The 22,378-nt window shown below is 65.0% G+C and carries 22 protein-coding genes and 1 pseudogene; 11 read left to right on the top strand and 12 right to left on the bottom strand.

Annotated elements, in window-relative coordinates:
- Positions 1-56: 56 nt before the first annotated feature.
- The 5 genes and pseudogenes from MJ956_RS13175 to MJ956_RS13155 form a co-directional block, all read right to left on the bottom strand.
- Positions 57-149: pseudogene (locus tag MJ956_RS13175) on the bottom strand (DUF2585 family protein); the annotation flags it as partial.
- On the bottom strand, positions 137-592 hold the full coding sequence (locus tag MJ956_RS13170) for a type II toxin-antitoxin system VapC family toxin (RefSeq protein WP_253964906.1): 456 nt from the start codon (positions 590-592) through the stop codon (positions 137-139). The gene MJ956_RS13170 and the pseudogene MJ956_RS13175, both read right to left, overlap by 13 nt.
- Positions 592-834 carry a type II toxin-antitoxin system Phd/YefM family antitoxin gene (locus MJ956_RS13165; RefSeq protein ID WP_253964905.1) on the bottom strand — a complete coding sequence of 81 codons (243 nt, stop codon included), beginning with the start codon at positions 832-834 and terminating at the stop codon, positions 592-594. The genes MJ956_RS13170 and MJ956_RS13165 overlap by 1 nt, the downstream gene beginning before the upstream one ends.
- A 101-nt stretch (positions 835-935) precedes the next feature.
- Complete coding sequence (locus tag MJ956_RS13160; protein ID WP_253964904.1) at positions 936-1,520, bottom strand: DUF2585 domain-containing protein; 585 nt, start codon at positions 1,518-1,520, stop codon at positions 936-938.
- 70 nt (positions 1,521-1,590) lie between these two features.
- The gene (locus tag MJ956_RS13155) at positions 1,591-3,192 is read right to left on the bottom strand and encodes a bifunctional metallophosphatase/5'-nucleotidase (RefSeq protein WP_253964903.1); all 1,602 of its coding nucleotides are present in this window, start codon (positions 3,190-3,192) and stop codon (positions 1,591-1,593) included.
- Between the two features lie 231 nt (positions 3,193-3,423).
- On the opposite strand from MJ956_RS13155, the gene betI reads away from it, so the two are divergent.
- On the top strand, positions 3,424-4,032 hold the full coding sequence (gene betI, locus MJ956_RS13150; RefSeq protein WP_253964902.1) for a transcriptional regulator BetI: 609 nt from the start codon (positions 3,424-3,426) through the stop codon (positions 4,030-4,032).
- On the top strand, positions 4,029-5,705 hold the full coding sequence (betA, locus tag MJ956_RS13145) for a choline dehydrogenase (protein ID WP_253964901.1): 1,677 nt from the start codon (positions 4,029-4,031) through the stop codon (positions 5,703-5,705). Before betI ends, betA begins: the two co-directional genes overlap by 4 nt.
- An 80-nt stretch (positions 5,706-5,785) precedes the next feature.
- Here the strand turns inward: betA and MJ956_RS13140 are convergent, their stop codons facing one another.
- Both MJ956_RS13140 and MJ956_RS13135 read right to left on the bottom strand, forming a co-directional pair.
- On the bottom strand, positions 5,786-6,466 hold the full coding sequence (locus MJ956_RS13140; protein ID WP_253964900.1) for a hypothetical protein: 681 nt from the start codon (positions 6,464-6,466) through the stop codon (positions 5,786-5,788).
- 113 nt (positions 6,467-6,579) lie between these two features.
- A complete protein-coding gene (locus MJ956_RS13135; RefSeq protein WP_253964899.1) occupies positions 6,580-6,987 on the bottom strand; it encodes a DUF805 domain-containing protein in 408 nt (135 codons plus the stop codon).
- Positions 6,988-7,274: 287 nt separating this feature from the next.
- Between MJ956_RS13135 and MJ956_RS13130 the strand changes: the two genes are divergently transcribed.
- A complete protein-coding gene (locus MJ956_RS13130) occupies positions 7,275-8,054 on the top strand; it encodes an SDR family NAD(P)-dependent oxidoreductase (protein ID WP_253964967.1) in 780 nt (259 codons plus the stop codon).
- Positions 8,055-8,093: 39 nt separating this feature from the next.
- On the opposite strand, the gene MJ956_RS13125 is transcribed toward MJ956_RS13130, so the two are convergent.
- The 3 genes from MJ956_RS13125 to MJ956_RS13115 are packed head-to-tail and all read right to left on the bottom strand — an operon-like array spanning position 8,094 to position 11,463.
- Positions 8,094-9,314 (bottom strand): SAM-dependent methyltransferase, encoded by a 1,221-nt coding sequence (locus tag MJ956_RS13125; RefSeq protein WP_253964898.1) that lies wholly within the window; start codon positions 9,312-9,314, stop codon positions 8,094-8,096.
- Complete coding sequence (locus tag MJ956_RS13120; protein WP_256477870.1) at positions 9,311-10,102, bottom strand: DUF1365 domain-containing protein; 792 nt, start codon at positions 10,100-10,102, stop codon at positions 9,311-9,313. The genes MJ956_RS13125 and MJ956_RS13120 overlap by 4 nt, the downstream gene beginning before the upstream one ends.
- A 2-nt stretch (positions 10,103-10,104) precedes the next feature.
- Positions 10,105-11,463, bottom strand: coding sequence for an NAD(P)/FAD-dependent oxidoreductase (locus MJ956_RS13115; protein ID WP_253964897.1), 1,359 nt, complete (start codon positions 11,461-11,463; stop codon positions 10,105-10,107).
- 242 nt (positions 11,464-11,705) lie between these two features.
- On the opposite strand from MJ956_RS13115, the gene MJ956_RS13110 reads away from it, so the two are divergent.
- From MJ956_RS13110 to MJ956_RS13100, 3 genes are read left to right on the top strand one after another with little or no spacing between them, the layout of a single operon-like run.
- Positions 11,706-12,284: a sigma-70 family RNA polymerase sigma factor gene (locus MJ956_RS13110; RefSeq protein WP_253964896.1), complete on the top strand. Its 579-nt coding sequence runs from the start codon at positions 11,706-11,708 to the stop codon at positions 12,282-12,284.
- Positions 12,281-12,943 (top strand): ChrR family anti-sigma-E factor, encoded by a 663-nt coding sequence (locus tag MJ956_RS13105; protein WP_253964895.1) that lies wholly within the window; start codon positions 12,281-12,283, stop codon positions 12,941-12,943. The genes MJ956_RS13110 and MJ956_RS13105 overlap by 4 nt, the downstream gene beginning before the upstream one ends.
- A 35-nt stretch (positions 12,944-12,978) precedes the next feature.
- Positions 12,979-13,392 carry a DUF2177 family protein gene (locus MJ956_RS13100; RefSeq protein ID WP_256477869.1) on the top strand — a complete coding sequence of 138 codons (414 nt, stop codon included), beginning with the start codon at positions 12,979-12,981 and terminating at the stop codon, positions 13,390-13,392.
- A gap of 146 nt (positions 13,393-13,538) precedes the next feature.
- Here MJ956_RS13100 and MJ956_RS13095 read toward each other — a convergent pair whose 3' ends face one another.
- Positions 13,539-13,952: a DUF1850 domain-containing protein gene (locus MJ956_RS13095; RefSeq protein WP_253964894.1), complete on the bottom strand. Its 414-nt coding sequence runs from the start codon at positions 13,950-13,952 to the stop codon at positions 13,539-13,541.
- Positions 13,949-16,141: a TRAP transporter permease gene (locus MJ956_RS13090; protein WP_253964893.1), complete on the bottom strand. Its 2,193-nt coding sequence runs from the start codon at positions 16,139-16,141 to the stop codon at positions 13,949-13,951. Before MJ956_RS13090 ends, MJ956_RS13095 begins: the two co-directional genes overlap by 4 nt.
- Before the next feature lie 242 nt (positions 16,142-16,383).
- On the opposite strand from MJ956_RS13090, the gene betC reads away from it, so the two are divergent.
- The 5 genes from betC to MJ956_RS13065 all read left to right on the top strand — a co-directional run bounded on the left by betC (position 16,384) and on the right by MJ956_RS13065 (position 22,365).
- Positions 16,384-17,913, top strand: a complete 1,530-nt coding sequence (gene betC, locus MJ956_RS13085) for a choline-sulfatase (RefSeq protein WP_253964892.1) — start codon at positions 16,384-16,386, stop codon at positions 17,911-17,913.
- A gap of 223 nt (positions 17,914-18,136) precedes the next feature.
- Positions 18,137-19,441 (top strand): sn-glycerol-3-phosphate ABC transporter substrate-binding protein UgpB, encoded by a 1,305-nt coding sequence (ugpB, locus tag MJ956_RS13080; protein ID WP_256477868.1) that lies wholly within the window; start codon positions 18,137-18,139, stop codon positions 19,439-19,441.
- A gap of 98 nt (positions 19,442-19,539) precedes the next feature.
- A complete protein-coding gene (gene ugpA / locus MJ956_RS13075; protein ID WP_253964891.1) occupies positions 19,540-20,421 on the top strand; it encodes a sn-glycerol-3-phosphate ABC transporter permease UgpA in 882 nt (293 codons plus the stop codon).
- A gap of 18 nt (positions 20,422-20,439) precedes the next feature.
- Positions 20,440-21,288 carry a sn-glycerol-3-phosphate ABC transporter permease UgpE gene (gene ugpE, locus MJ956_RS13070; protein ID WP_253964890.1) on the top strand — a complete coding sequence of 283 codons (849 nt, stop codon included), beginning with the start codon at positions 20,440-20,442 and terminating at the stop codon, positions 21,286-21,288.
- Positions 21,289-21,291: 3 nt separating this feature from the next.
- Positions 21,292-22,365: a sn-glycerol-3-phosphate import ATP-binding protein UgpC gene (locus tag MJ956_RS13065; protein WP_253964889.1), complete on the top strand. Its 1,074-nt coding sequence runs from the start codon at positions 21,292-21,294 to the stop codon at positions 22,363-22,365.
- The last annotated feature ends 13 nt before the right edge of the window (positions 22,366-22,378 follow it).

The following is a 22,378-nucleotide window of genomic DNA, read 5'->3' as shown; positions in this document are numbered from 1 at the left end:
TCGGCCGGGGCTGGCCCCGGCGATCGGCCCATGGTCGCAGAGAACGGCCGGAAAGTCTAAGCCCCGCCCTGCCAAGCCTTCACCGCCTCGAGTGGCCAAAGCAGCATCAGAACGTTGAGCGTGAGGTTGTCGCGGATCATCCATCCCGAATCGACAGCGCCGGCAACGCTTCGCAGGGATCAAGCAACGCTATGCCAAGCGGCTCGAAATCCCTGACGTTGCGCGTCAGCACGGTCAGGCCATGGGCCTTGGCCGTTGCGGCGATTGCGATATCGGCAAATCCGGGGGTGAAGCCGCGTCCCCGGGCGCGGTCCATGAGCGCGCCGGCGAACCGCGCGGTCGTGAGATCGAACGGCAGGATTCGGTCCCCATAAAGATGCTCCACTGCCGCCCACCACTCGCTCAAGATCGCTGCCTTGCGCGCGGCGCCCTGACGCTCAAGCTTGGCGATCCCGTCATGGATTTCGGCTGCCGTCACGGCCGACAGGAACAGGCTTTCCGACGCGTCGTCCAACCAATCCACCAGTTCGGCGAGGGGAACCTTCGTGGTTGGCGCCGTCGCCGACAATATGTTGGTGTCGACCAGATACATCAGAACCCGGCGTCGCGGAGCGGGATTTCGCTGCGCTTTGGAAGGTCGTCGACGGCCAGCCCCGACGCCATCAAGAGCCGGCCGAAGCTCGGTACAGTGGAGAGCCGCTCCCATTCCGCCCAGGACATGACGACGGCCTGCTTGCGGCCGTGCCGGGTGATCACCGACGGCTCGCCTCGCACCGCATCGTCGACGACGGCGGACAGGATCGCTTTGGCGTCCCGTAACTGAATCTCGCGCATGATCAGAACCTTACGATGCTCTAATGACTACACTAGTCATATTGCGATCGGATGGTTTCGCGTCAAGGCCTATGCGGTCGCAACTCAGTCAGCCGTCGCCGCTAAGCCCCGCCCTGCCAAGCCTTCACCGCCTCGAGTGGCCAAAGCAGCATCAGAACGTTGAGCGTGAGATTGTCCCGGATCATCCAGCCGACGAACAGCTCGAAGGTGACGGCGATCAGAACCGTCAGCCAGACCGGCAGGCGGCCGGCCAGCCAAAAGCCGAGCGCCATGAAGCCGATGTCCGCGACGGAATTGACGATGCTGTCGCCGAAATAGTCGAGCGAGATCGTCGCCTCGCGGTAATGCTGGATCACCCGGTCGGTGTTCTCGGTGATTTCCCAGGCGCTTTCGACGAGGAGCGCCAGGACCAGCCGGGCGCCGAGCGACCAGCGCCGCAAGACCAGCCATCCGAGCCCGAAGAACAGGAAGCCGTGGATGACGTGCGAGGGCGAATACCAGTCCGACAGATGCTGGGAGTTTTCCGAGCTTTGCACGACGCCATGCCAGAGCTTGACCGTGCCGCAGGTGCAGATCGGCTCGCGGCCCATGGCGTAGAGGACGAGCGCCGCGAGCGCGACGACGACAAGCCCGATCAGGGCGTGCGACCGGGAATACCCGGCGGTCGGGGCGGTCTTTGTGGGCATGGTGCTCCTCGACAGGAAAAGGCCGGCGCGCCCGGCCGGCCTCCCGTCCTGTAGCGTCGCAGGCTTGCGCCTACTCGGCCTCGGTGATCCGCCCATCGGTGGCGGGCTCGTAGGCGGCGTTGTCCTTGGCGAGGTAATCGGCCACCGCCTCGTCCAGCGCCGGGCCGAAATCATAGGCCTCCATGCCCTTTTCCGCGAAGATCTTGTAGCCGTCGCCGCCGCCGCGCATGAAGTTGTTGGAGACGACGAGGTAGGTCTTTTCCGGGTCGAGCGGCACGAAACCCTCGCCCTCCTTGACTTCGACCGATGTCACCCGGTTCTCGCCCGGCGTGCCGGCCTTCGACCAGGTGAATTTCAGCCCCGCGACCTGCGGGAAGCGGCCGCCCCCCTCCTCGACCTCGGAGACGCCGTTCTCCAAGGCCGCCTTGAGGTCGGCGCCGGTGAGCTTGAAGGTCGCCAGCGTGTTCTGGAACGGCAATACGGTCAGGACCTCGCCCATGGGGATCTCGCCGGAATCGATCGACGCGCGCAGTCCGCCGCCATTGGTGATGGCGATCTGGGTGCCCTGGTCCCTAACCCGGTCGAGCATCGCCTCGGCGACGAGATTGCCCATCGCGCATTCGCCGGAGCGGCAGGCGTCGCGGCCGCCGTCGATCGGCCGGGCCGCGCGGGCGACCACTTTTTGACGGATTTCCTCCAGCGGCTTCGCCAGTTCCGCGATCCGGGCCTTCAGCGCGCTGTCCTCGACGATCTCGCCATCCATGATGACCGGCTCGCCCGCAGCGGCGGTGACGGTCCCGGCATCGTCGAAGGTGACGGCGAGCTGGCCGAGATATTTGCCGTAGGCATAGGCCTGGACTATCGCGACGTCGCCCTCCGGCCCCTTGACCATGGTCGGGTAGGGACCCTTGGCCTTCGCGTCGGTATTCGACAGAAGCGTGTTGGTATGGCCGCCGACAATGACATCGATACCGGGCACCGCGGCCGCGATGCGCTTGTCCACCTCGTAGCCGGAATGACTCAGAACGACGATCTTGGTGACGCCCTCGCCGGTTAGCGCCGCAACCTCGCGTTTCAGGGCCTCGACCGGATCGGTAAAGCTGACATTCGGGCCGGGGCTCGACAATTCGGCGGTGTCGGCCGGCGTAATGCCGATCAGGCCGATCCTCTCGCCGTTCTTCTCGATCACCGTCGAGGGTTTCAGCGCGTCGGCCAGCTCTGGTTCATCGCTGATATCGGCGTTGGCCAAGAGGATCGGGAAGTCGATCGCCTCCATGAAGGCGCGCAGCACCTTCGGCCCGTCGTCGAACTCGTGATTGCCGACGGTCATTGCCTCGTAACCGAGCGTGTTCATCAGCTCGGCCGCCGCCTTGCCCTTGTATTGGGTATAGAACAGCGAGCCCTGGAACTGATCGCCGCCATCGACGAGAATCGAGTTTTCCGACGCCTCGCGCGCGGCCTTGATGCCCGACGCCAGCCGCGCCGAGCCGCCGAAACAGGCGTTCTCGGCCGCGTCCTTCTCGCCGCAGCCCGAATCGTACTTGTTGATCGGCTCGATGCGGCTGTGGAAGTCGTTGGTGTGCAGGATCGTCAGTCTGTACTCGGCCAGCGCGGCGCCGCCACTGGCGGCGGTCAGCGCCAACACGGCGGCGGAAGCGAAAAGCAGTCGCATGTCGGATCCTTTCCCATCAGGCGGGAGCCAGGGTCGGTTGCGATCCATCTCCCGGCGGGCGTTGGTCGTGGGGCGCCGCGATCATATGCGCGGTTCATGATGCTTTCCTAGCGGTTTTCGCGGCATGGACCGCGCCGGGCCAGAACGCCGCCATAAGCTGCCGGTGAGTTCGCACCGAGGTGTGAGCGCCCGTTGATTGACTGATCAGTCAATAATTCTATGCTGCCGGCCATGAACCAATGGACCCGGATACGGCCCGCGCCGACAAGCCTCGAAGCCGCCCGCCGCGAGGCGCTGATCACCGCCGCCATCGCCGCCATCGAGGAAACCGGCTCGATGGAGGCGACCACCATGGCCCAGATCGCCGCCCGCGCCTCGGTGTCGCCGGCGCTGGTGCATCATTATTTCGGCGCCAAGGACGATCTGATGATCGCGGCAATGCGCCATCTGCTGCGCGAGTTCCGCAACGGGGTGACACGCCGGCTTGCCGCTGCGGGCACGCCGCGCGAGCGGGTCGGCGCCGTCGTCGAAGGCTGCTTCGATCCCAGCCAGTTCTCCCGCGAGGCGATCGCCGCCTGGCTGGTCTTCTATCTCTACGCCCGCCGCTCGTCCGAAGCGGCGCGGCTGTTGCGCCTGTATTTCCGGCGGCTGGAGACCAACCTGATCTCCGGACTCGCGCCACTTCTCGGCCCCGAGGCCGCCATTTCGGTCGCCGCCGCGGCCGGCGCGATGATCGACGGCGTCTGGCTGCGCCAGGCGCTGACCCCGCTCACCGCCCCCGACGGTCCAGCGGCCGTCCGGATGGTTGAACGCTACATCGACGCGGAGATCGGCGCATGAAGGTGATCGAGGAAGCCGACTACGTCGTCGTCGGCTCCGGCTCGGCCGGTTCGGCGCTGGCCTACCGCCTGTCGGAATCGGGCCGCTACGACGTCGTCGTCGTCGAGGCCGGTGGCACCGACGCCGGCCCGTTCATCCAGATGCCGGGCGCCCTGTCCTTCCCGATGAACATGGCCCGCTACGACTGGGGTTACCGCTCCGAGCCCGAGCCGGCGCTCGCCGGCCGGCGTCTCGCCACCCCGCGCGGCCGGGTCATCGGCGGTTCGTCCTCGATCAACGGCATGGTGTTCGTGCGCGGCCACGCCCATGATTTCGACCATTGGGCCGAGATCGGCGCATCCGGCTGGTCTTTTGCGGACGTGGTCCCCTATTTCAGGCGGATGGAGGCTTTCGAGGGCGGCAAGGGCGGCGATCCGGCATGGCGCGGCGGCTCCGGCCCGCTCAATGTCCAGCGCGGTGCCATGGAAAATCCGCTTTACGGCGCCTTCATCGAGGCCGGGCGGCAGGCCGGCTACCCGGTCACCGACGACTATAACGGCGCCAAGCAGGAAGGCTTCGGCCCGATGCAGCAGACGATCTGGCGCGGCCGGCGTTGGTCCGCCGCCAACGCTTATCTCAGGCCCGCCATGGCGCGGGGCAATTGCCGTCTGCTCCAGGCCAATGTCATGCGCGTCGCCTTCGACGGCAGCCGCGCCACCGGCGTCGAGGTCAAGCGCTCCGGCCGCACGACCGCTCTCGTCAAGGCGCGCCGCGAGGTGGTGCTTGCCGCCGGGGCGATCAATTCGCCGCTCATCCTCATGCATTCGGGCATCGGCGATCCGGCCGAGCTGTCGCGCGTCGGCATCGACACGCGGCTTTCCCGCCCGGGCGTCGGGCAAAACCTGCAGGACCATCTCGAACTCTACATTCAGCAGAGCTGCACCCAGCCGATCACCCTCAACGGCTATCTAGGCCTCTTTTCCAAGGGCCGGGTGGGGCTCGAATGGATGATGCTGCACACCGGCTACGGCGCCACCAACCATTTCGAGGCGGCGGGCTTCATTCGCTCGCGCGCAGGCGTCGACTATCCCGACATCCAGTATCACTTCCTGCCCGGCGCGATCCGCTATGACGGCCAGGCCGCGGCCCCCGGCCACGGTTTCCAGGCCCATGTCGGGCCGATGCGCTCGAAATCGCGCGGCCATATCCGGCTGGCCAGCGCCGATCCCGGTGCCAAGCCGGCGATCCGCTTCAACTACATGTCGCATGAGGACGACTGGACCGAGTTCCGCCAGGCGATCCGGCTGACCCGCGAAATCTTCGCTCAAGCCGCTTTCGACGCCTATCGCGGGCCGGAGATCCAGCCGGGAACGGCCTTGCAGAGCGATGCCGATCTCGACGGCTTCATCGCCCACCACGCCGAAAGCGCCTATCACCCCTGCGGCGCCGCGCGGCTTGGCGCCGCGAGTGACGAGCACGCCGTGGTCGATCCCGAATGCCGGGTGACCGGCACCGACAATCTCAGGCTCGCCGACAGCTCGATCTTCCCACGTATCACCAATGGCAATCTCAACGGCCCGTCGATCATGGTCGGCGAAAAGGCGGCGGATCATATTCTGGGCGAGGGAATGCTAGCGCCGGAGCCCGAATTGCGTGCCTGGATCAGCCCGGATTGGCGCGAGAAGCAGCGCTGAGCCGCCGGACCGATTGAGGGCACAGAAAAGCCGGCCGGGGCTGAACCCGGCCGGCGGCGGTGTTTCCGAAACAAGCCGGCTTACTGGGCCGACTTGTCCAGACCGAAGCGCTTCATGTCGCGGTCCATGGCTTCGATATCCCACATCGCCGGCGAAGCCGGCTGCGCCTGGGTGGCCATGTAGCCGCTGTCGGCGGGCTCGCCCGCCTGCGGCTCGTCGCTCGCATCGTCCTTGGAGATGCTGCCGGTGACCGTCATGTCGGCGTTGGCCTTCGCCGCGGTGTCGGACGCATCCGAGGGGGCGCTCCCCGAGTTCATGTCCGCGCTGGCGGTCTCGACCGGACCGCCGATGCCGACCAGCACGCCGGGCGGGTTGACGATCATATAGACCTTGTTGCCGGCGGAATTGGTGCCTTCGAGCACGAAGGCCCGGTCGATGACGGCGACATTGGTCATCCCGGCCTGCGTGGCGCTTCTGGTGGCGTTGTCGCGGGCCTGGCGGTCGACCTCATTCGCCGCGGTGCGCGTCGACACCGAGGCGTCCGCGCTGGCGTCCGCGCTGGCGTCGTTCATCCGGTCGGACTTCGCGGAGGTCGCGCTGCCGTCCGCGCCGGTCGCCGTCGCCGCAGCGGCGCCGTCGCCGGCCTGGCTCTCGATCTGGGCGTTACCGGCCGCCGTGGCATCGGTCTTCGCCTGCTCGGCAAGCGTCGGCGTCAGGAACAGTCCGAGGGCCGTCGCGGTACTCAGCATAAGCTTCGTCATGTCGTGCTCTCCTTTCCTGTTTCGATCCGAATCCAACAGGATAGGCGCGGCCTTGTTCCAAGATTTTTTCGTTCGCCTGCTATCGTTTTATCGAAGCCATTGCGTCGCCGCCTTCAACGAGAGGACGGCGGCCTTTCCACCGGCGGCGGGCCGTATTCGTTGGTCACCTGTTCGCTCGGCTGCACGGCGAAATAGACGAAGATCAGCCAGCCGATCAGCGGGATCAGGCCGACCAGCAGCCACCAGGCCGAGCGGCCGGTATCGTGCAGCCGCCGCGCGCCGACCGCCAGCGACGGTACGAAGATCGCCAGACTAAACAGGGCGCTCAGCGGCCGCGCGCCATTGTCGCTGAATGGGCTGAAGCCGAGGATCGGCGCGACGATCAGGCTGTCGACGATGCTGAGGGCCAGATTGGCGATCAGCGTGAACAGCACGAACCACCAGAATTCCGAACGGGGCGCGCGGCCCCGGAAGGTTGCGTAATGGGAAAAGACCGAATGGACGGATTGGGTGAAGTTCATGTTCGCCTCGACCAGATGGTTGTGCCGTATTGCCTCGATGTGATGGCCCGCAGGATGCCGCAGGGTTGGCGGCCGCGCCAGCGGTCTTGCCGCACAAGGACTGCGGCGGCCCTGGAATGCCGCCCCTGCCGCTTGAGGGGCAGGCGATGCCGTTTCGTTCCCAGAGCGCGACGACCCGATCGACGGCTCCGCGCGCCGATCAGTGCCACGTCGATGATCCATCGGTCCGTCGTTCGCGTATCACCGTTCAGCGTTTGGTTTGCAAAGAAAAGACGGTGGCCTTGGCGATGTCAGACAACAACCCTTACCCGAAAACGCCAGCCGGCCGTGTCGCGTGGGTCACGGGGGCCGGAACGGGTATCGGCCGGACATTGGCGCGACGCCTGGCGCGCGAGGGCTGGCAGGTGGCGGTGAGCGCGCGCACCAAGGAGGATCTTGACTCGCTTGCCGCCGAAGTGCCGGGTCAGATCCACGCTTTTCCTCTCGACGTGACGAACGGGGAGCCGACGCGCAACACCGTCACGGCGATCGAGGCCAAGCTCGGTCCGCTCGATCTGGCTGTGCTGAACGCCGGCACCTATCGGCGCGAATCCGCGACGCGTTTCGACGCAGAGGCGTTCGGCGTCATGGTCGACGTCAATATCATGGGTAGCGTCCACAGCCTGGCCGCGGTTCTGCCCGGCATGATCGAACGCCGATCCGGACGGATCGCGGTCGTCGGTTCGGTCTCCGGCTATACCGGTTTGCCGGGCGCGGCGGGCTATGGCGCCACCAAGGCGGCTCTCATCGCGATGTGCGAGGCGCTTCATCCCGAGCTTCAGGCTCATAATGTCCAGTTGAGCATCATCAATCCGGGATTCGTCGACACGCCGCTGACCCGAAAGAACGATTTTCCAATGCCGTTCATCATATCGATGGACAAGGCCGTCGATCATATCATGAACGGGTTGAAATCGAAGCGATTCGAGATCGCGTTCCCCTGGCAAATGGTGCTGGCGACGAAGCTACTCGCCGCCCTGCCCGCGCGGCTGCGCTTCGCCGTCACGCGAAGGATGGTCCGGCACTGAGCACGCTCGCGAAGGAAGGTGCCGGAATGACGGCGCCGGTCAGGCCCGTTCGAGATGGAATTGCCCGACATCGATCCGTCCGGTCCGGAAGCCGACGGCGCAATAGTGGAGGTAATAGCGCCACATCCGCTTGAAACGCGCGTCGAAGCCCAAATTCTCGATACGATGCCATGCCGCGGCGAAAGACCGGTCCCAATGCAGGAGTGTCCGCTCGTAGTCGGCGCCGAAAAAATGCGAATCGCGGATCGTCAGCCCGGAATCGGCCGCCACTGCGGCGAAGGCACCATATGAGGGCAGCATGCCGCCCGGGAAAATGTAGGTCTGGATGAAATCGGCATTACGCCGGTAATGCGCGAAATGCGCGTCCGCGATGGTGATGACCTGGATCATGGCGCGGCCGCCCGGCTTCAGACGCTCTCGCACGACGTCGAAATAGACCGGCCAGTTCTCCTCGCCGACGGCCTCGAACATTTCGATCGACACGACCTTATCGAACTCGCCGGGGCAATCCCGATAGTCCTGCAGCCGGATCTCGACCCGGTCCGATAGGCCGGCCGCCGCAAGGCGGTCGCGCGCGAACTCGGCCTGCTCCCTCGACAGCGTCAGGGCGGTGACGCGGCAGCCGATCTCGCGCGCCGCATAGTCGGCGAACCCGCCCCAGCCGCAACCGATCTCCAGCACCTGATCGTCCGGGCCGATTCCCAGTTCATCGACGATACGGGCATATTTGGCCCGCTGGGCCCCGGCCAGCGACTGATCGGCGCTGGAAAAAAGGCCGGCCGAATAGGTCATCGTTTCGTCGAGCCACTGGCGGTAGAAATCATTGCCGAGATCGTAGTGGAAAGCGATGTTGCGCCGACTTCCGCCGCGTGTGTTGGAGCGGGTGCGATGTCGCAGATAAGCAAGAGCCTTGGCGAGCCGGGGTGCTTGCAGAACCGGTGCGAGGGCGGCCTCGTTGGCATGCCCGAATTTGAGCAGGGCGCCCAGATCCGCCGTATCCCAATCGCCGTCCACGTAACCGCGGGCAAGCCCGAGACTGCCGCCGGTCGCGAGTTTCCTGACCAGGCTTGCGGGTCGTCGAATCCGCAAGCTGGCCGACGGGCCCGGCAAGGAACTCCGGACATGGTGGCGGCGCCCGTCTGGAAATTCGAGCGTCAGGTGCCCGACGGCGATCCTGTCGGCCCAACGGCAGAGGAGATGCGACCACAGCGGAATGTGGAAAGCCCGCGCCGGGATCGGTTTTTCGTCAGCATGACTCATAAATGCGCGTCCTTGGGCGGGCTGGTAACGATGGTGCTGGCGATTGGCGTGGCGGCGGCGCGATGACGATGGAGCGGTACGCCCTTTTTCCAAAGGCGCGCGGCCTCCCAATGAATGCCCACGGTCACTTTCAGCGTCATCAGCGGGTAGAGCAGGAGCGCGCCGAGCAGAGAGCGGTCGCAAAAGGATCGACGGCTGCCTGCAAAGGACGCGATCAGCAGCAGACCGTCGGCGTCCGTTTCATCGATACGAATCACGACATTCTCGCCGGGCGGCTCGATGTGGAAGCGATAGCGGCAAGTCATCGGGATGAAAGGTGAGACGTAGAGTTCCTTGGCGCAGCTGTGCCTCACGATCCCCTTCGCATCGTCGTCGACGGCGATGACATAGGTGTGGCGTTCGCCGAACGTATTGCTCACCTCGTAGAGGATGGCGCGCAGTTCGCCGTCGGGGGCGTGGCAGAAATAGACGGTCAGCGGATTGAAGACATAGCCGAACATGCGCGGGTAGCAGAGGACGCCGATCCGCATGCCCTCCTCGAAACAGCCGGAACGGCTGAGATGCGCGTTTACCCAGTCGCGCAAGGCCCCGGCGCGCCCATCGCCATGATCGGCATCCCAAAAGCTCAAGGCTGCCCGGCGGTTGTAGCCGAACAGCCAGGACGAGGCATCGAGCGCGGACAGCTCGTCGAGGTCGAGAAGCATCGAGAAAACGCGATAGCGCAAGCCGTGCCGGCGCGGCCTGACGCGTTGATGCATGACTTCGCCGAGGAAGATCGCGGATTGCATTCTTATTCGGCCGCTTCGAGACGCGGAGCCTTCACGATCCGCCCGGATTGGCGGGTCACCTGCCAGGGGCGCCGGACATCGGCAAGGCTTTCGGCGGCGGCCAGGCCCGCCTGCAGACCGTCCTCGTGGAATCCATAGCCGAAATAGGCGCCGCAGAACCAGGTATTGCGCCGGCCCTGCAGCCGCCAGAGCTGCTGCTGGGCATCGAGCGCGGGCTGGTCGAACAGCGGATGGGCGTACTGAAAGCTCTGAATGATACGATTTTCCTTGATCGCGCGGCTCGGATTGAGCGTTACCAGGAGCGGATGGTTCAGATCGAGGGTCTGCAACCGATTCATCCAGTAGGTGACGCAGAGCGGGCTGGCGCCGTCGTTTCCGCTTTCACCGATGTAGTTCCAGCTCGACCATACGCGCTTGCGGCGAGGCATGAGGGCCACATCGGAATGCAGCACCGCTGTATTATCGGTATATCGAAACGCTCCCAGCAAGGCCTTTTCCTGCTCGTCAGGGTCGGCAAGCAGCTTCAGTGCCTGATCGGCATGGGTCGCGACGACCACATCGACGAAGCGATCCGAATGACCCGCGGTATCGGTGATCACGACGCTCCCATTCTCGCGTCTGATGCTGGTGACGCCGACGCCGAGACGGACATCGAAATTTCCGTCCTGGCACAGGCGCCGGACATATTCGCGGCTGCCCCCGGCGACGGTACGCCATTGCGGCCGGTCGGTCAGGCTCAACAGCCCATGACTGTCGAAGAAGCGGATGAAGGCCAGAAGGGGATATTCGCGCATTTCGCGAGCCGTCGTCGACCAGATGGCGGCGCCCATCGGCAGGAGGTGATCCTCGACGAAGGCGGCCGCGTAATTGTTGCGCTCGAGATAGTCGCCAAGGCTGATGTCGACGGATTCGGGGCGCGCCAGCGCCGCCGGTGCCTCCCGGTAGAAGCGAAGAATGTCGCGCATCATCCGCCAGAAGCGGGGGCGCGCGACATTGCCGCGCTGCCCGATCAGGCCGTTGAGGCCCGACCCCGAATACTCCAGCCGCCCGCCGTCCAGAGAGGCGGCAAACGACATTTCGGACTCGGCGGTCTCCACCCCCAAATGCTCGAACAGGGCGACGAGATTGGGATAGTTGCGTTCGTTGTAGACAATGAAGCCGGTATCCACGGCAAGCGTGCCGCCAGCGGCCGGTACGGCCACGGTATTCGAGTGTCCGCCCAGGCGCGCGTCGGCCTCGTAGACGGTGACGTGCATCCTGCGGCTCAACAGCCAGGCCGCCGAAAGACCGGATATCCCGGAGCCGATCACCGCGACGCCGCGCGCCGAATCCGAATTAGCCGCTTTGTGTTCGAAACTCACGTCACTCACGTCTGTTGCCCTCCACCATCGAGTGCCTGACGAGCGATACGTGAAGGGTGGCGCTTTGGATCGATCGATAGCGAAAAATCACGCGGCGCGATGATCCGAATTCCCAGAACCGGCGTAACACCGCCATGACCATGATTATTCCCACGACGGCTGGTCCATGGCAGTACTGTTTTCCGACAGGGCTGCGTCGGGTTTATTCAACGCCTTCGCATGCGGATCCAGGAAGCGTGGTGATGAGCCGTCCGAAGGAAGACAAGGCAGCGCAATATATGTCGGAAATGCTATGTGCCGTGGGAAAGCAGCGCGATGTCGCGGCTTTCGAGGTGATCTTCCGGCACTTCGCCCCCAGGGTGAAAGGCTACATGATCCGTCTCGCCGGCGACGGACCACTCGCCGAAGAGTTGATGCAGGAAACGATGGTCGCGGTCTGGAACAAGGCGGACCGGTTCGATCCCAGCAGAGGCGGGGTCTCCACCTGGATCTTCACCATTGCCCGAAATCTGCGGATCGACGCGTTCCGGCGTGAAAGGCGGCCGGACTTCGATCAGAACGATCCCGCTTTCGTGCCGGACGAGGTTCCGCAGGCCGACATGGAGATCCAGGAAAGGCAGGCATCCGACCAGCTGCATCAGGCAATCGCCCAGCTTCCGGCCGAACAGATCACCTTGCTGCGGCTGTCCTATTTTGAAGATCATTCGCACCGCGCCATCGCCCGTATCCTCGACATTCCGCTGGGCACGGTAAAGTCGCGCATGCGCCTTGCCTTCGCGAAACTGCGTGCCGCGCTCGACCAAACCGGAGACCCGTCTTGACCATTCGTCACCACGTCAGTGACGATCTGATCGTCAGTTATGCGTCAGGCGCGCTCGCCGAGGGCTGGAGCGTGGCCGTCGCCACGCATTTGGCCCTTTGCCCATCCTGTCGGCGACGCCTCGCCGCGGCCGAACATATCGGCGGCGAATTGCTTCAGTCGATGCCGGCGGAGGCGGTCGCGGTCGAATCGTGGACGGCTGTGAGCGCCCGGTTGCATCAACCGCCCCAACGTCCCGCCGCCAAACCGGTCGGGGCGTCGACGGAAGGTCGCGGCGTCGTATTGCCCGAGCCGCTGCGCTCCTACGCGGGAGGAGACATCGCCTCGCTTCAGTGGCGATCGCTCGGCCGGGGTGCGTCCCAGATCCACATCAGGACCGCCGATCCTGAAACCAAGGTGCGGCTGCTGCGGATTCCGGCGGGAAAACCGGTGCCCGAGCACGGCCACGGCGGGCGCGAACTGACCTTGGTGTTGAGCGGAAGTTTTCGCGACGGCGACGAGGTGTTCGCACGTGGCGATATCGAGGACGCCGACGGCGATCTGACGCATCAGCCGGTCGCCACGCCAGAGGCGGATTGCATCTGTCTCGCGGTGACCGACGCACCGTTGCGCTTTCGCAGCTGGCTGGTGCGGGCGATCCAGCCGATCCTGGATATTTAAGTCTTCGTCGATCCAGTCAGGATGGGGTATCAGTCATGATCAAATACGCCGTTGCCTATCTCGCGACCGCCGTCGTCTTCTTCGTCCTGGATTTCATCTGGCTGTCGACCATGTCCGGCGGATTTTACCGCAGGAAAATCGGCGATCTGCTGATGGACCAACCGAATTTCGCCGTTGCCGGCGCCTTCTACGTCTTTTACGTCGTGGGAATCGTCTATTTCGCGGTTCTGCCCGCCCTCAATGCCGGCAGTTGGCCGACCGCCCTTTTCAGCGGCGCTCTGCTCGGGCTCGTCGCCTACGGGACATACGACATGACCAACCTCGCCACGCTCAAGGGCTGGTCGATTTCCATGAGCGTCGTGGACATGGCCTGGGGCACCGTGTTGACGGCGATCGCCGCGAGCGGCGGATATTTCATCACCAGCTGGCTGATTCCGCAGAGCAGCTGACGATCTGGTCGGGATCTTTCCGCGCGTCGTCGTGCACCCAGCGGGTGAGGGACCACCAGCGACCTTATGACTCTCGTGGATTTTTCAAATTTGACATTTGATGGCGGATTCGCCGCAAGCGTGTGTCCAATGTCAACTTCAATCCACTAGGGTCGCACGGACGCGTCCGCCGCGTCTGGTGGACGCTTGCACCAGCGGACCACCACCGGCGCGGCGGCCTCGGCCCCGAGCGTCAGGCAATCGCCGGCCGGCTCCCTTAAGCCTTCCTCCGCACACAACGTCCAACCCGCCCCGGTCGCGCCGGAGGCGGCGAGGACGAGTTCCGGGATCGGCAACAGTTGCGGCTTGTAGACATAGGCGCCGTTCGTCAGCACCGCGTCCGGCGGCGGCTCCATGCCGGCGCCGGAGCCCTCGATCCGGCCCTCGACCACCGTCAGCCCGTCCGGCCCGGCGGTCCAGCGCTCCTTCCAGCCGGTCTTTTCCACCGAATGGGTCCAGGCGAGCGTGAAGGCGGAGGCGGCGAGCACGACCGTCTTGCCGGCGGCGAGGACGCAGATCATTCGGCCGGCGTCGCGGTCTCGTCGGCGGCCGCGGCGGTGGCGGGACGGTCGACGAGAGCGCCCGGGCCGCCGGTCTGGTTCACAGGCTTCGGCACGCCGTATTTGCGCACCTGCCACAAATGCCAGCCAATCATCAGGGCGGCGAGGCCAAAGCCGATTTCGTCAGTCAGCGGCAGGGCGGCGATCAACGTGAAGGCGGCGACGGCTGCCAGAAGCCGCTCCCACCATTTGAGCGGCGCGACGAGGAAGCCGATCGCGGCGGCGCCCCACAGCCCGATGGCGAGGCACGCCTTGAAGACGACATAGGCGACGGCCGGCCAGTAGCCGATCGCTTCGGCCAATGGTCCGCCATCCTGCAACATCAGCGCCGGCGTGTAGACCGCCATGAACGGGATGATGAAGCCGGCGAGCGCTACCTTGACCGCCTCCATCGAGATCTTCAGCCCCGGCGCCTTGGCGATCGGCGCGGCCGCGAAACAGGCGAGCGCCACCGGCGGCGTCAGATCGGCGAGAATGCCGAAATAGAAGACGAACATGTGGGAGACGATCAGCGGCACGCCGAGAGCGAGCAAGGCGGGGCCGGCGATTGAGGAGGTGATGATGTAGTTCGGGATGGTCGGAATCCCCATGCCCAGGATCAGGCAGGTGATCATCGTCAGCACCAGCGACAGGAACAGCGAGGTATCGCCGACCGAGACGATATACTGGCCGAAGGTGTTGGCGACGCCGGTCAGGGTCATCGTGCCGACGATGATGCCAACGATGGCGCAGGCGATGCCGACCGGCAGCGCCGTCTTGGCGCCTTCCGAGAGCGCGTCGCGGGTCAGGAGCAGGGTCTCGCGGCCGCCCTTGAACAGCGTCGAGAGGGCGATGAGGATCGCCAGCGCGACGACCACCGGCATGATGCCGTATTGAAAGAAGGCGGCGGCGGACAGGCCGAGGCCGATCCAGAACACATAGCGCAGCGCCGTGACCGAGATGCGGCCGGCGAGCGGCGCGCCGAGGATCAGGAGTGCCGTCAGCGCCAGGCCGATAGTGCCGGCGAACAGCGGCGTGTAGCCGGTGAACAGCAGCCAGACCAGGACGATCAGCGGCAGGAGCAGGTACCAGCCGTTCCTCAGCGCCCTCAGCGGCGACGGCAATTCGGCGCGCGACAGGCCGAGGAGGCCGCGCTTGCCGGCCTCCAGATGCACCATCCAGAACACCGAGCCGAAATAAAGGATCGCCGGCACCACGGCCGCCTGAACGACAGCGGTGTAGGGAACGTCGATGGTCTCGGCCATGATGAAGGCGACGGCGCCCATCACCGGCGGCATGATCTGCCCGCCCATCGAGGCGGTGGATTCGACGCCACCGGCGAAGGCGGCGCGGTAGCCGAACCGCTTCATCAGGGGAATGGTGAACTGTCCGGTGGTCACCACATTGGCGACGCCGGAACCGGAGATCGTGCCCATCAGGCCGGAAGAGATGACCGCCACCTTGGCCGCGCCGCCCTTGGCGCCGCCGACGAGGCCGAGCGAAATGTCGGTGAACAGCTTGATCATCCCGGCGCGCTCGAGGAACGAGCCGAACAGGATGAACAGGAAGATGTAGGAGGACGAGACGTAGGTCGGGATGCCGTAGATGCCCTCGGTGCCGAAGGCCATGTGGTCGATCACCTGCGAAAAATCATAGCCGCGGGTGACGAAAGGCGCCGGGAGATAGTTGCCGAACAGGCTGTAGGCGAGAAAGGCCCCGGCTATGATCGGCAGCGCCGGCCCCATGATCCGCCAGGTGGCCACAAACAGGATCGCCAGCGCCGCGACGCCGACGGCGGTATCCATCGGCAGCGGCATGCCGGCGCGAAAGATCAGCGCCTGGTATTCCCACCATTGATAGACGGCGACGCCCATGCCGGCGACGCCGAGCGCCCAGAACAGCGCGCGCGACAGCGGATTCTCGTGCTTGATCGCGGCGACCAGCGGCAAGCCGAGCAGGCAGAGGAAACCGACATGGACGGCGCGCACGATCTGGCTCGGCAGGTCCAGAAGATGCGACGCGGTGGCGAGCTGGAAGATCGAGAAGAAGAACGCGATCCAGAACAGCAGCCGGCCCTCGAGACTGGCCGGGAACCCGGAGGACAGCGGGTCGTGCAGCTCCGCCCGCTCGTCGTCGGTCGGATTGAGTTGCTCCGCAAGCCCCTGATTCATGATGCGGTTCCTCTCCAACGCCGGTCGCGACGGGACCATAGCCGCGCCGCGAAGGGGGCGCAAACGGTCAGTCGCGGGTTTGGCAGGGCGTAAAACCGTGATGTCTCCGGAATCGCTCGGTTCCCCGCCGCAGGGCCGCTCGATGCCGTGCGCGGCCCCGGTTGCCGTGGTAGGAGCGGGATGGTGAAGGCCGCAACGTCGATTTTTAGCGGTTTCACGTGAATCGCAATGAGGGTCGGCCAATGCGTCAGGCAAACATCATGATCGTCATGGTCGATCAGTTGAACGGAACGCTGTTTCCGGACAGCCCGGCGGCATTTCTGCACGCGCCGAATCTTGCCGCGCTCGCGTCCCGGTCGCTTCGGTTTCAGAACGCCTACACGCCGAGCCCGCTCTGCGCGCCGGCGCGGGCCGCCTTCATGGCCGGGCAGCTCCCGAGCCGCACCGGCGTATACGACAACGCGGCGGAATTCGCCTCCGCGATCCCGACTTTCGCCCATCATCTCAGGCGCGCGGGCTATCGCACCGCCCTGTCCGGCAAGATGCATTTCGTCGGCCCGGATCAACTGCACGGCTTCGAGGAGCGGCTGACCACCGACGTCTATCCCGCCGATTTCGGCTGGACGCCGGACTATCGAAAGCCCGGCGAGCGGATCGACTGGTGGTATCACAATATGGGCTCGGTCACCGGCGCGGGCGTTGCCGAGATCACCAACCAGCTCGAATATGACGACGAGGTCGCCCATCACGCCGGCGCCAGGCTCTACGATCTGGCGCGGGGGCAGGACGAGCGGCCGTTCTGCCTGACCGTTTCCTTCACCCACCCGCACGACCCCTATGTGGCGCGGCGCCGCTTCTGGGAACTCTACGAGGATTGCGCCCATCTCGACCCGGCGACGGGGCCTATTCCCTTCGCCGAGCACGATCCGCATTCGCGGCGGCTGCTGAAAGCCTCCGCCTTCGAAAAATTCGCGATCACGCCCGAGGACGTCCGGCGCTCGCGCCGCGCCTATTTCGCCAACATCTCCTATCTCGACGAAAAGATCGGGGAATTGCTCGGCATCCTGAAGGACTGCCGGATGGCCGACGATACCGTCGTACTGTTCCTCTCCGACCATGGCGACATGCTGGGCGAGCGCGGCCTGTGGTTCAAGATGAGCTTCCGCGAGGGCTCGTCGCGGGTGCCGCTGATGCTGAGCGTGCCGGGCGGTGAAGCCGGGCTGGTGACGGCGCCGGTCTCGACCCTCGACGTTATGCCGACCCTGGGGGAACTCGCCGGCATCGATCCCGCCGATATCGCGCCCTTCGCGGAGGGGAAGAGTCTGCTCGAGACGGCGCGCGCCGGAAGCCGTTCCGAACCGGTGCCGATGGAATATGCCGCCGAAGGCTCCGAGGCGCCGATGGTCTCGCTGAGGGATGGGCGCTTCAAGCTCAACCTCTGCGACCTCGATCCGCCGGAATTCTTCGACGTGGAGGCCGATCCCGGCGAGGCCCGCAATCTGGCGGCGGAGCCGGGTTACGGTGGTTCAGCCGCCAAGCAGGCCTTCGAGCGGCTGCGTCGCGAGGCAGAAGCGCGCTGGGACCTTGCGGCCTTCGACACCGCGGTGCGCGAGAGCCAGCAGCGGCGTCTGGTCACCTGCGAGGCGCTGCGCAACGGCGCCTATTACCCCTGGGACTACCAGCCGCTGCAAAAGGCCTCGGAGCGCTACATGCGCAATCACATGGATCTCAACGTGCTTGAGGAGAACCAGCGGTTTCCGCGCGGCGAGTGACGTATCCCTCGTTACGAGACGGATCTGGCTGCCCAACCTCCCCCATGGCCCGATCATGCCGGCTGCGCGCCGGCTGTGAAAGAATCGGCGGGTTGCCGGTTTTTGCGCCGTCACGGAACCTTCGTCATTGCGTCACGAACCGGTTTTGAAGCAGTGTTACCGCGCGTCTTCGACAAGCTCGGCAACAGGGCCCGAGAGTCGCATCAACGGGTGAGGAAATCAGATGAATCGCAAACTTCTCAGCGCAGCCGTCGCGTTTGGCGCGATGATCGCCGGCGCGGGCCAGGCTTTCGCCGCGACCGAACTGCAATGGTGGCACGCAATGACCGGCGCCAACAACGAGGTCGTCGAGACGCTGGCCAAGGAATTCAACGAGAGCCAGGACGAGTACACGATCACCCCGGTCTTCAAGGGCACCTATCCCGAAACGCTGAATGCGGGGATCGCGGCTTTCCGGGCCAAGCAGATGCCGGCGATCATCCAGGTCTTCGATGTCGGCACCGGCGTGATGATGGGCGCCGAGGGCGCGGTCAAGCCGATCGCCGAGGTGCTCGAGGCGGGCGGCTACACCTTCGACAAATCGCAGTACCTGCCGGGCATCGTCGCCTATTATTCCAAGCCGGATGGCACCATGCTGTCGTTCCCGTACAACTCGTCCTCGCCTATTCTCTATTACAACAAGGACATCTTCGAGAAGGCCGGTCTCGACGTCGATAACCCGCCGAAGACCTGGCAGGCGGTGTTCGAGGCGGCGCGCAAGATCAAGGAATCCGGCGCGGCGGATTGCGGCTACACCTCGACGTGGCTGACCTGGATACATCTGGAGAATTTCGCCGCCTGGAACGACGTTCCCTACGGCACCCAGGAGAACGGGCTGGCGGGCACGGATGTCGAGCTGAAGCTCAACGAGCCGGTCTATGTCGAGCATTTCCAGGCGCTCGCCGATCTCGCCAAGGAGGGCGTGTTCCGCTATGGCGGCCGGACCTCGGAAGCCAAGCAGCTGTTCCTCTCGGGCGAATGCGGCATCCTGACCGAATCCTCCGGCGGGCTCGGCGACGTCGTCAAGTCCGGCATCAATTACGGCATCGGCCAGTTGCCCTATGACGAGAACGCCGAGGGCGCGCCGCAAAATACCATTCCCGGCGGGGCCAGCCTGTGGGTGTTCGGCGGCAAGTCGGACGAGGAATACAAGGGCATCGCCGAGTTCTTCAACTTCCTCTCGCAGACCGACATCCAGGGCCGCCTGCATCAGGCCTCCGGCTATCTGCCGGTGACCAAGGCAGCCTACGAGGCGACCAAGACGTCCGGCTTCTACGACGAAAACCCCGGCCGCGAGACGCCGATCACGCAGATGATGGGCAAGGAGCCGACCGCCAATTCCAGGGGCGTCCGCCTGCCGAATCTGCCGCAAATCCGCGACATCGCCAACGAGCAATTCGAGGCGATGCTGGCCGGCGACCAGGATGCCCAGACGACGATGGACAAGATCGTCGAGCAGGGCAACGAGGCGATCGCCGAAGCGCAGTAAGGCGCCGAGCCGACAACAACGCCGGGCGGCTCGACCCGCCCGTCACCTTCCATGGGCCTCGCTTCGCGTGGGGCCTGCGTTTCGGACCCGTGATCGCTGTGTCTAAAGCCGTCTTCCCCAACAAATGGCTGCCCTATCTGCTGGTCGCGCCGCAGGTGGCGATCACGCTGGTCTTCTTCTACTGGCCGGCGAGCCAGGCGCTCTATCAGTCGGTTCTGCACGAGGACCCGTTCGGCCTGAAATCGAAATTCGTCGGTCTCGCCAATTTCCAGTCGGTCCTGTCGGACCCGGCCTATCTCAACGCCATCAAGGTGACGGCGATCTTCAGCATCTCGACCGCCGCGTTGTCGATGTCGCTGGCGCTGCTACTGGCGACCGCCGCCGAAAAGGTGGTGCGCGGACGCGGTCTCTACCGCACGATGCTGATCTGGCCCTACGCGGTGGCGCCGGCCGTGGCGGGCTTGTTGTGGATGTTCATGTTCAATCCGGTGATGGGCACCTTCGCCTACATGCTGCGACGCAATGGTTTCGACTGGAACCCGCTGCTCGACGGGGATCACGCGATGCTGCTCGTCGTCGTCGCGGCGGCCTGGAAGCAGATCAGCTACAATTTCCTGTTCTTCGTCGCGGCGCTGCAGTCGATCCCGAAATCGCTGATCGAGGCGGCGGCGATCGACGGCGCCGGGTCGACCAAGCGCTTCTGGACGATCGTCTTCCCGCTGATCGCGCCGACGACGTTCTTCCTGCTCGTGGTCAACACCGTCTACGCCTTCTTCGATACCTTCGGCATCATCGATTCGGTGACCGGCGGCGGGCCCGCGCGCGCGACGGAAACCCTCGTCTACAAGGTCTATGTCGACGGCTTCGTCAATCTCAATCTCGGCAGCTCGGCGGCGCAGTCGGTGATCTTGATGGCGATCGTCATCGCGCTGACTGCCTTCCAGTTCCGCTATGTCGAGAAGCGGGTGCATTATGCGTGATGCGACGGTGACCGGACGATGATCGAGCGGCATTCCATCGGCCGCCCGGTCGCGCATGTGATGCTGGTCCTCGGCATCGTGATCGTCGCCTTTCCGATCTACTACACCTTCATGGCGTCGACGCAGACGCTGCAGGCGATCCTGCGTCCACCGCTGCCGCTGACGCCGGGCGGCGAATTCACCGAGAACTACGGGCAAGCGCTGTTTGGCGGAATCGGCCGGATCGGCGGCGTCAACGTGTGGACGCTCATGTTCAACACGACGGTGATGGCGCTCGGCATCGCCGTCGGCAAGATCGTCATCTCGATCCTGTCGGCCTTCGCCATCGTGTTCTTCCGCTTCCCGCTGCGCATGACCTTCTTCTGGCTGATCTTCATCACCTTGATGCTGCCGGTGGAGGTGCGCATCCTGCCGACCTACAAGGTGATGGTCGACCGCGGCATGATCGATACCTATGCCGGTCTGATCCTGCCGCTGATCGCTTCCGCGACGGCGACGCTTCTGTTCCGGCAGTTCTTCATGACGATCCCGTCCGAACTGGTCGAGGCGGCGCGGGTCGACGCCGCCGGGCCGATGCGGTTCTTCTGGGACATCCTGATTCCCCTGTCGAAGACCAACATCGCGGCGCTGTTCGTCATCCTCTTCATCTATGGCTGGACGCAGTATCTGTGGCCGCTGCTGGTCACCAACGACAACCAGATGAACACCATCGTCATCGCGCTCAAGAAGATGGTGTCGTTCGCCGACGCCGATACGCCCTGGCACCTCGTCATGGTGACGTCGATCCTGGCGATCGTTCCGCCGGTGCTGGTGGTCGTCCTCATGCAGCGATGGTTCGTGCGCGGCCTCGTGGAAGCGGAGAAGTAGAGCGTGGCAGGCATCCAACTCGTCGACATACGCAAGGTCTATCCCGGCGGGGTGGAAGCGGTGAAGGGCGTCTCGCTCGACATTCCGGACGGCGAATTCGTCGTTCTGGTCGGCCCGTCCGGCTGCGGAAAGTCGACGCTCCTGCGGATGGTCGCCGGGCTGGAGACGATCAGCGCCGGCACGATCTCCATCGGCGATCGTGTCGTCAACGATCTGGAGCCGGCCGAGCGCGACATCGCCATGGTGTTCCAGAACTACGCGCTCTATCCGCATATGAGCGTGCGGCAGAATCTCGAATACGGCCTGAAGAACCGCAGGATGGACAAGTCCGAGATCGCCCGGCGGGTCGACCAGGCGGCGGGGATTCTGGAAATCGCGCCGCTTTTGGCGCGCAAGCCCGGTCAGCTCTCGGGCGGGCAGCGCCAGCGTGTGGCGATGGGCCGCGCCATCGTCCGCGAGCCGTCGGCTTTTCTGTTCGATGAGCCGCTCTCCAATCTCGACGCCAAGCTGCGGGTGCAGATGCGCGCGGAAATCCGCCGGCTTCAGCGCAAGCTTGCGACCACCAGCCTTTACGTCACCCACGACCAGCTGGAGGCGATGACGCTGGCCGACCGGCTGGTCGTGCTCAATGGCGGGCGAATCGAGCAGGCAGGCACGCCGATGGAGGTCTATGAGAGGCCCGCGAGCATCTTCGTCGCCACCTTCATCGGCTCACCGGCGATGAATCTCGTCCCGGTCGGTGCCAGCGGCGGCGGCATTGCGGGGCTTACCGGGCTGGAGGGTCAGGCGATTAGTGCGTCCGTCGGGCAGACGCTCGGCATCCGCCCGGAGCATATGCGCCTCGTCGACGAAGCCGAGGATGTCCCCGGAGAATTGCTCGCCGACCTCACCGTCACCGGCGTCGAGGTTGTCGGGGCGGAAAGCTACGTCTATGGCGCGCTGCCCGACAAGGGGCCGGAGATCGCCGTGCGGGTGCCCGGCTATTCGCATCTGGAGCCGGGGACGAAGGTCCAGGCCGCAGCCCCGCTCGACGCCCTGCACCGCTTTGACGCCGAGAGCGGCCGCCGGCTGGCCTGACGCCGCCGCGGCA

The organism is Aurantimonas marianensis (assembly GCF_024195285.1).
GTDB lineage: Bacteria > Pseudomonadota > Alphaproteobacteria > Rhizobiales > Rhizobiaceae > Aurantimonas > Aurantimonas marianensis.
Note: the sequence above shows the minus strand (reverse complement) of the source record. Positions and strands in the feature narration are given on the sequence as shown.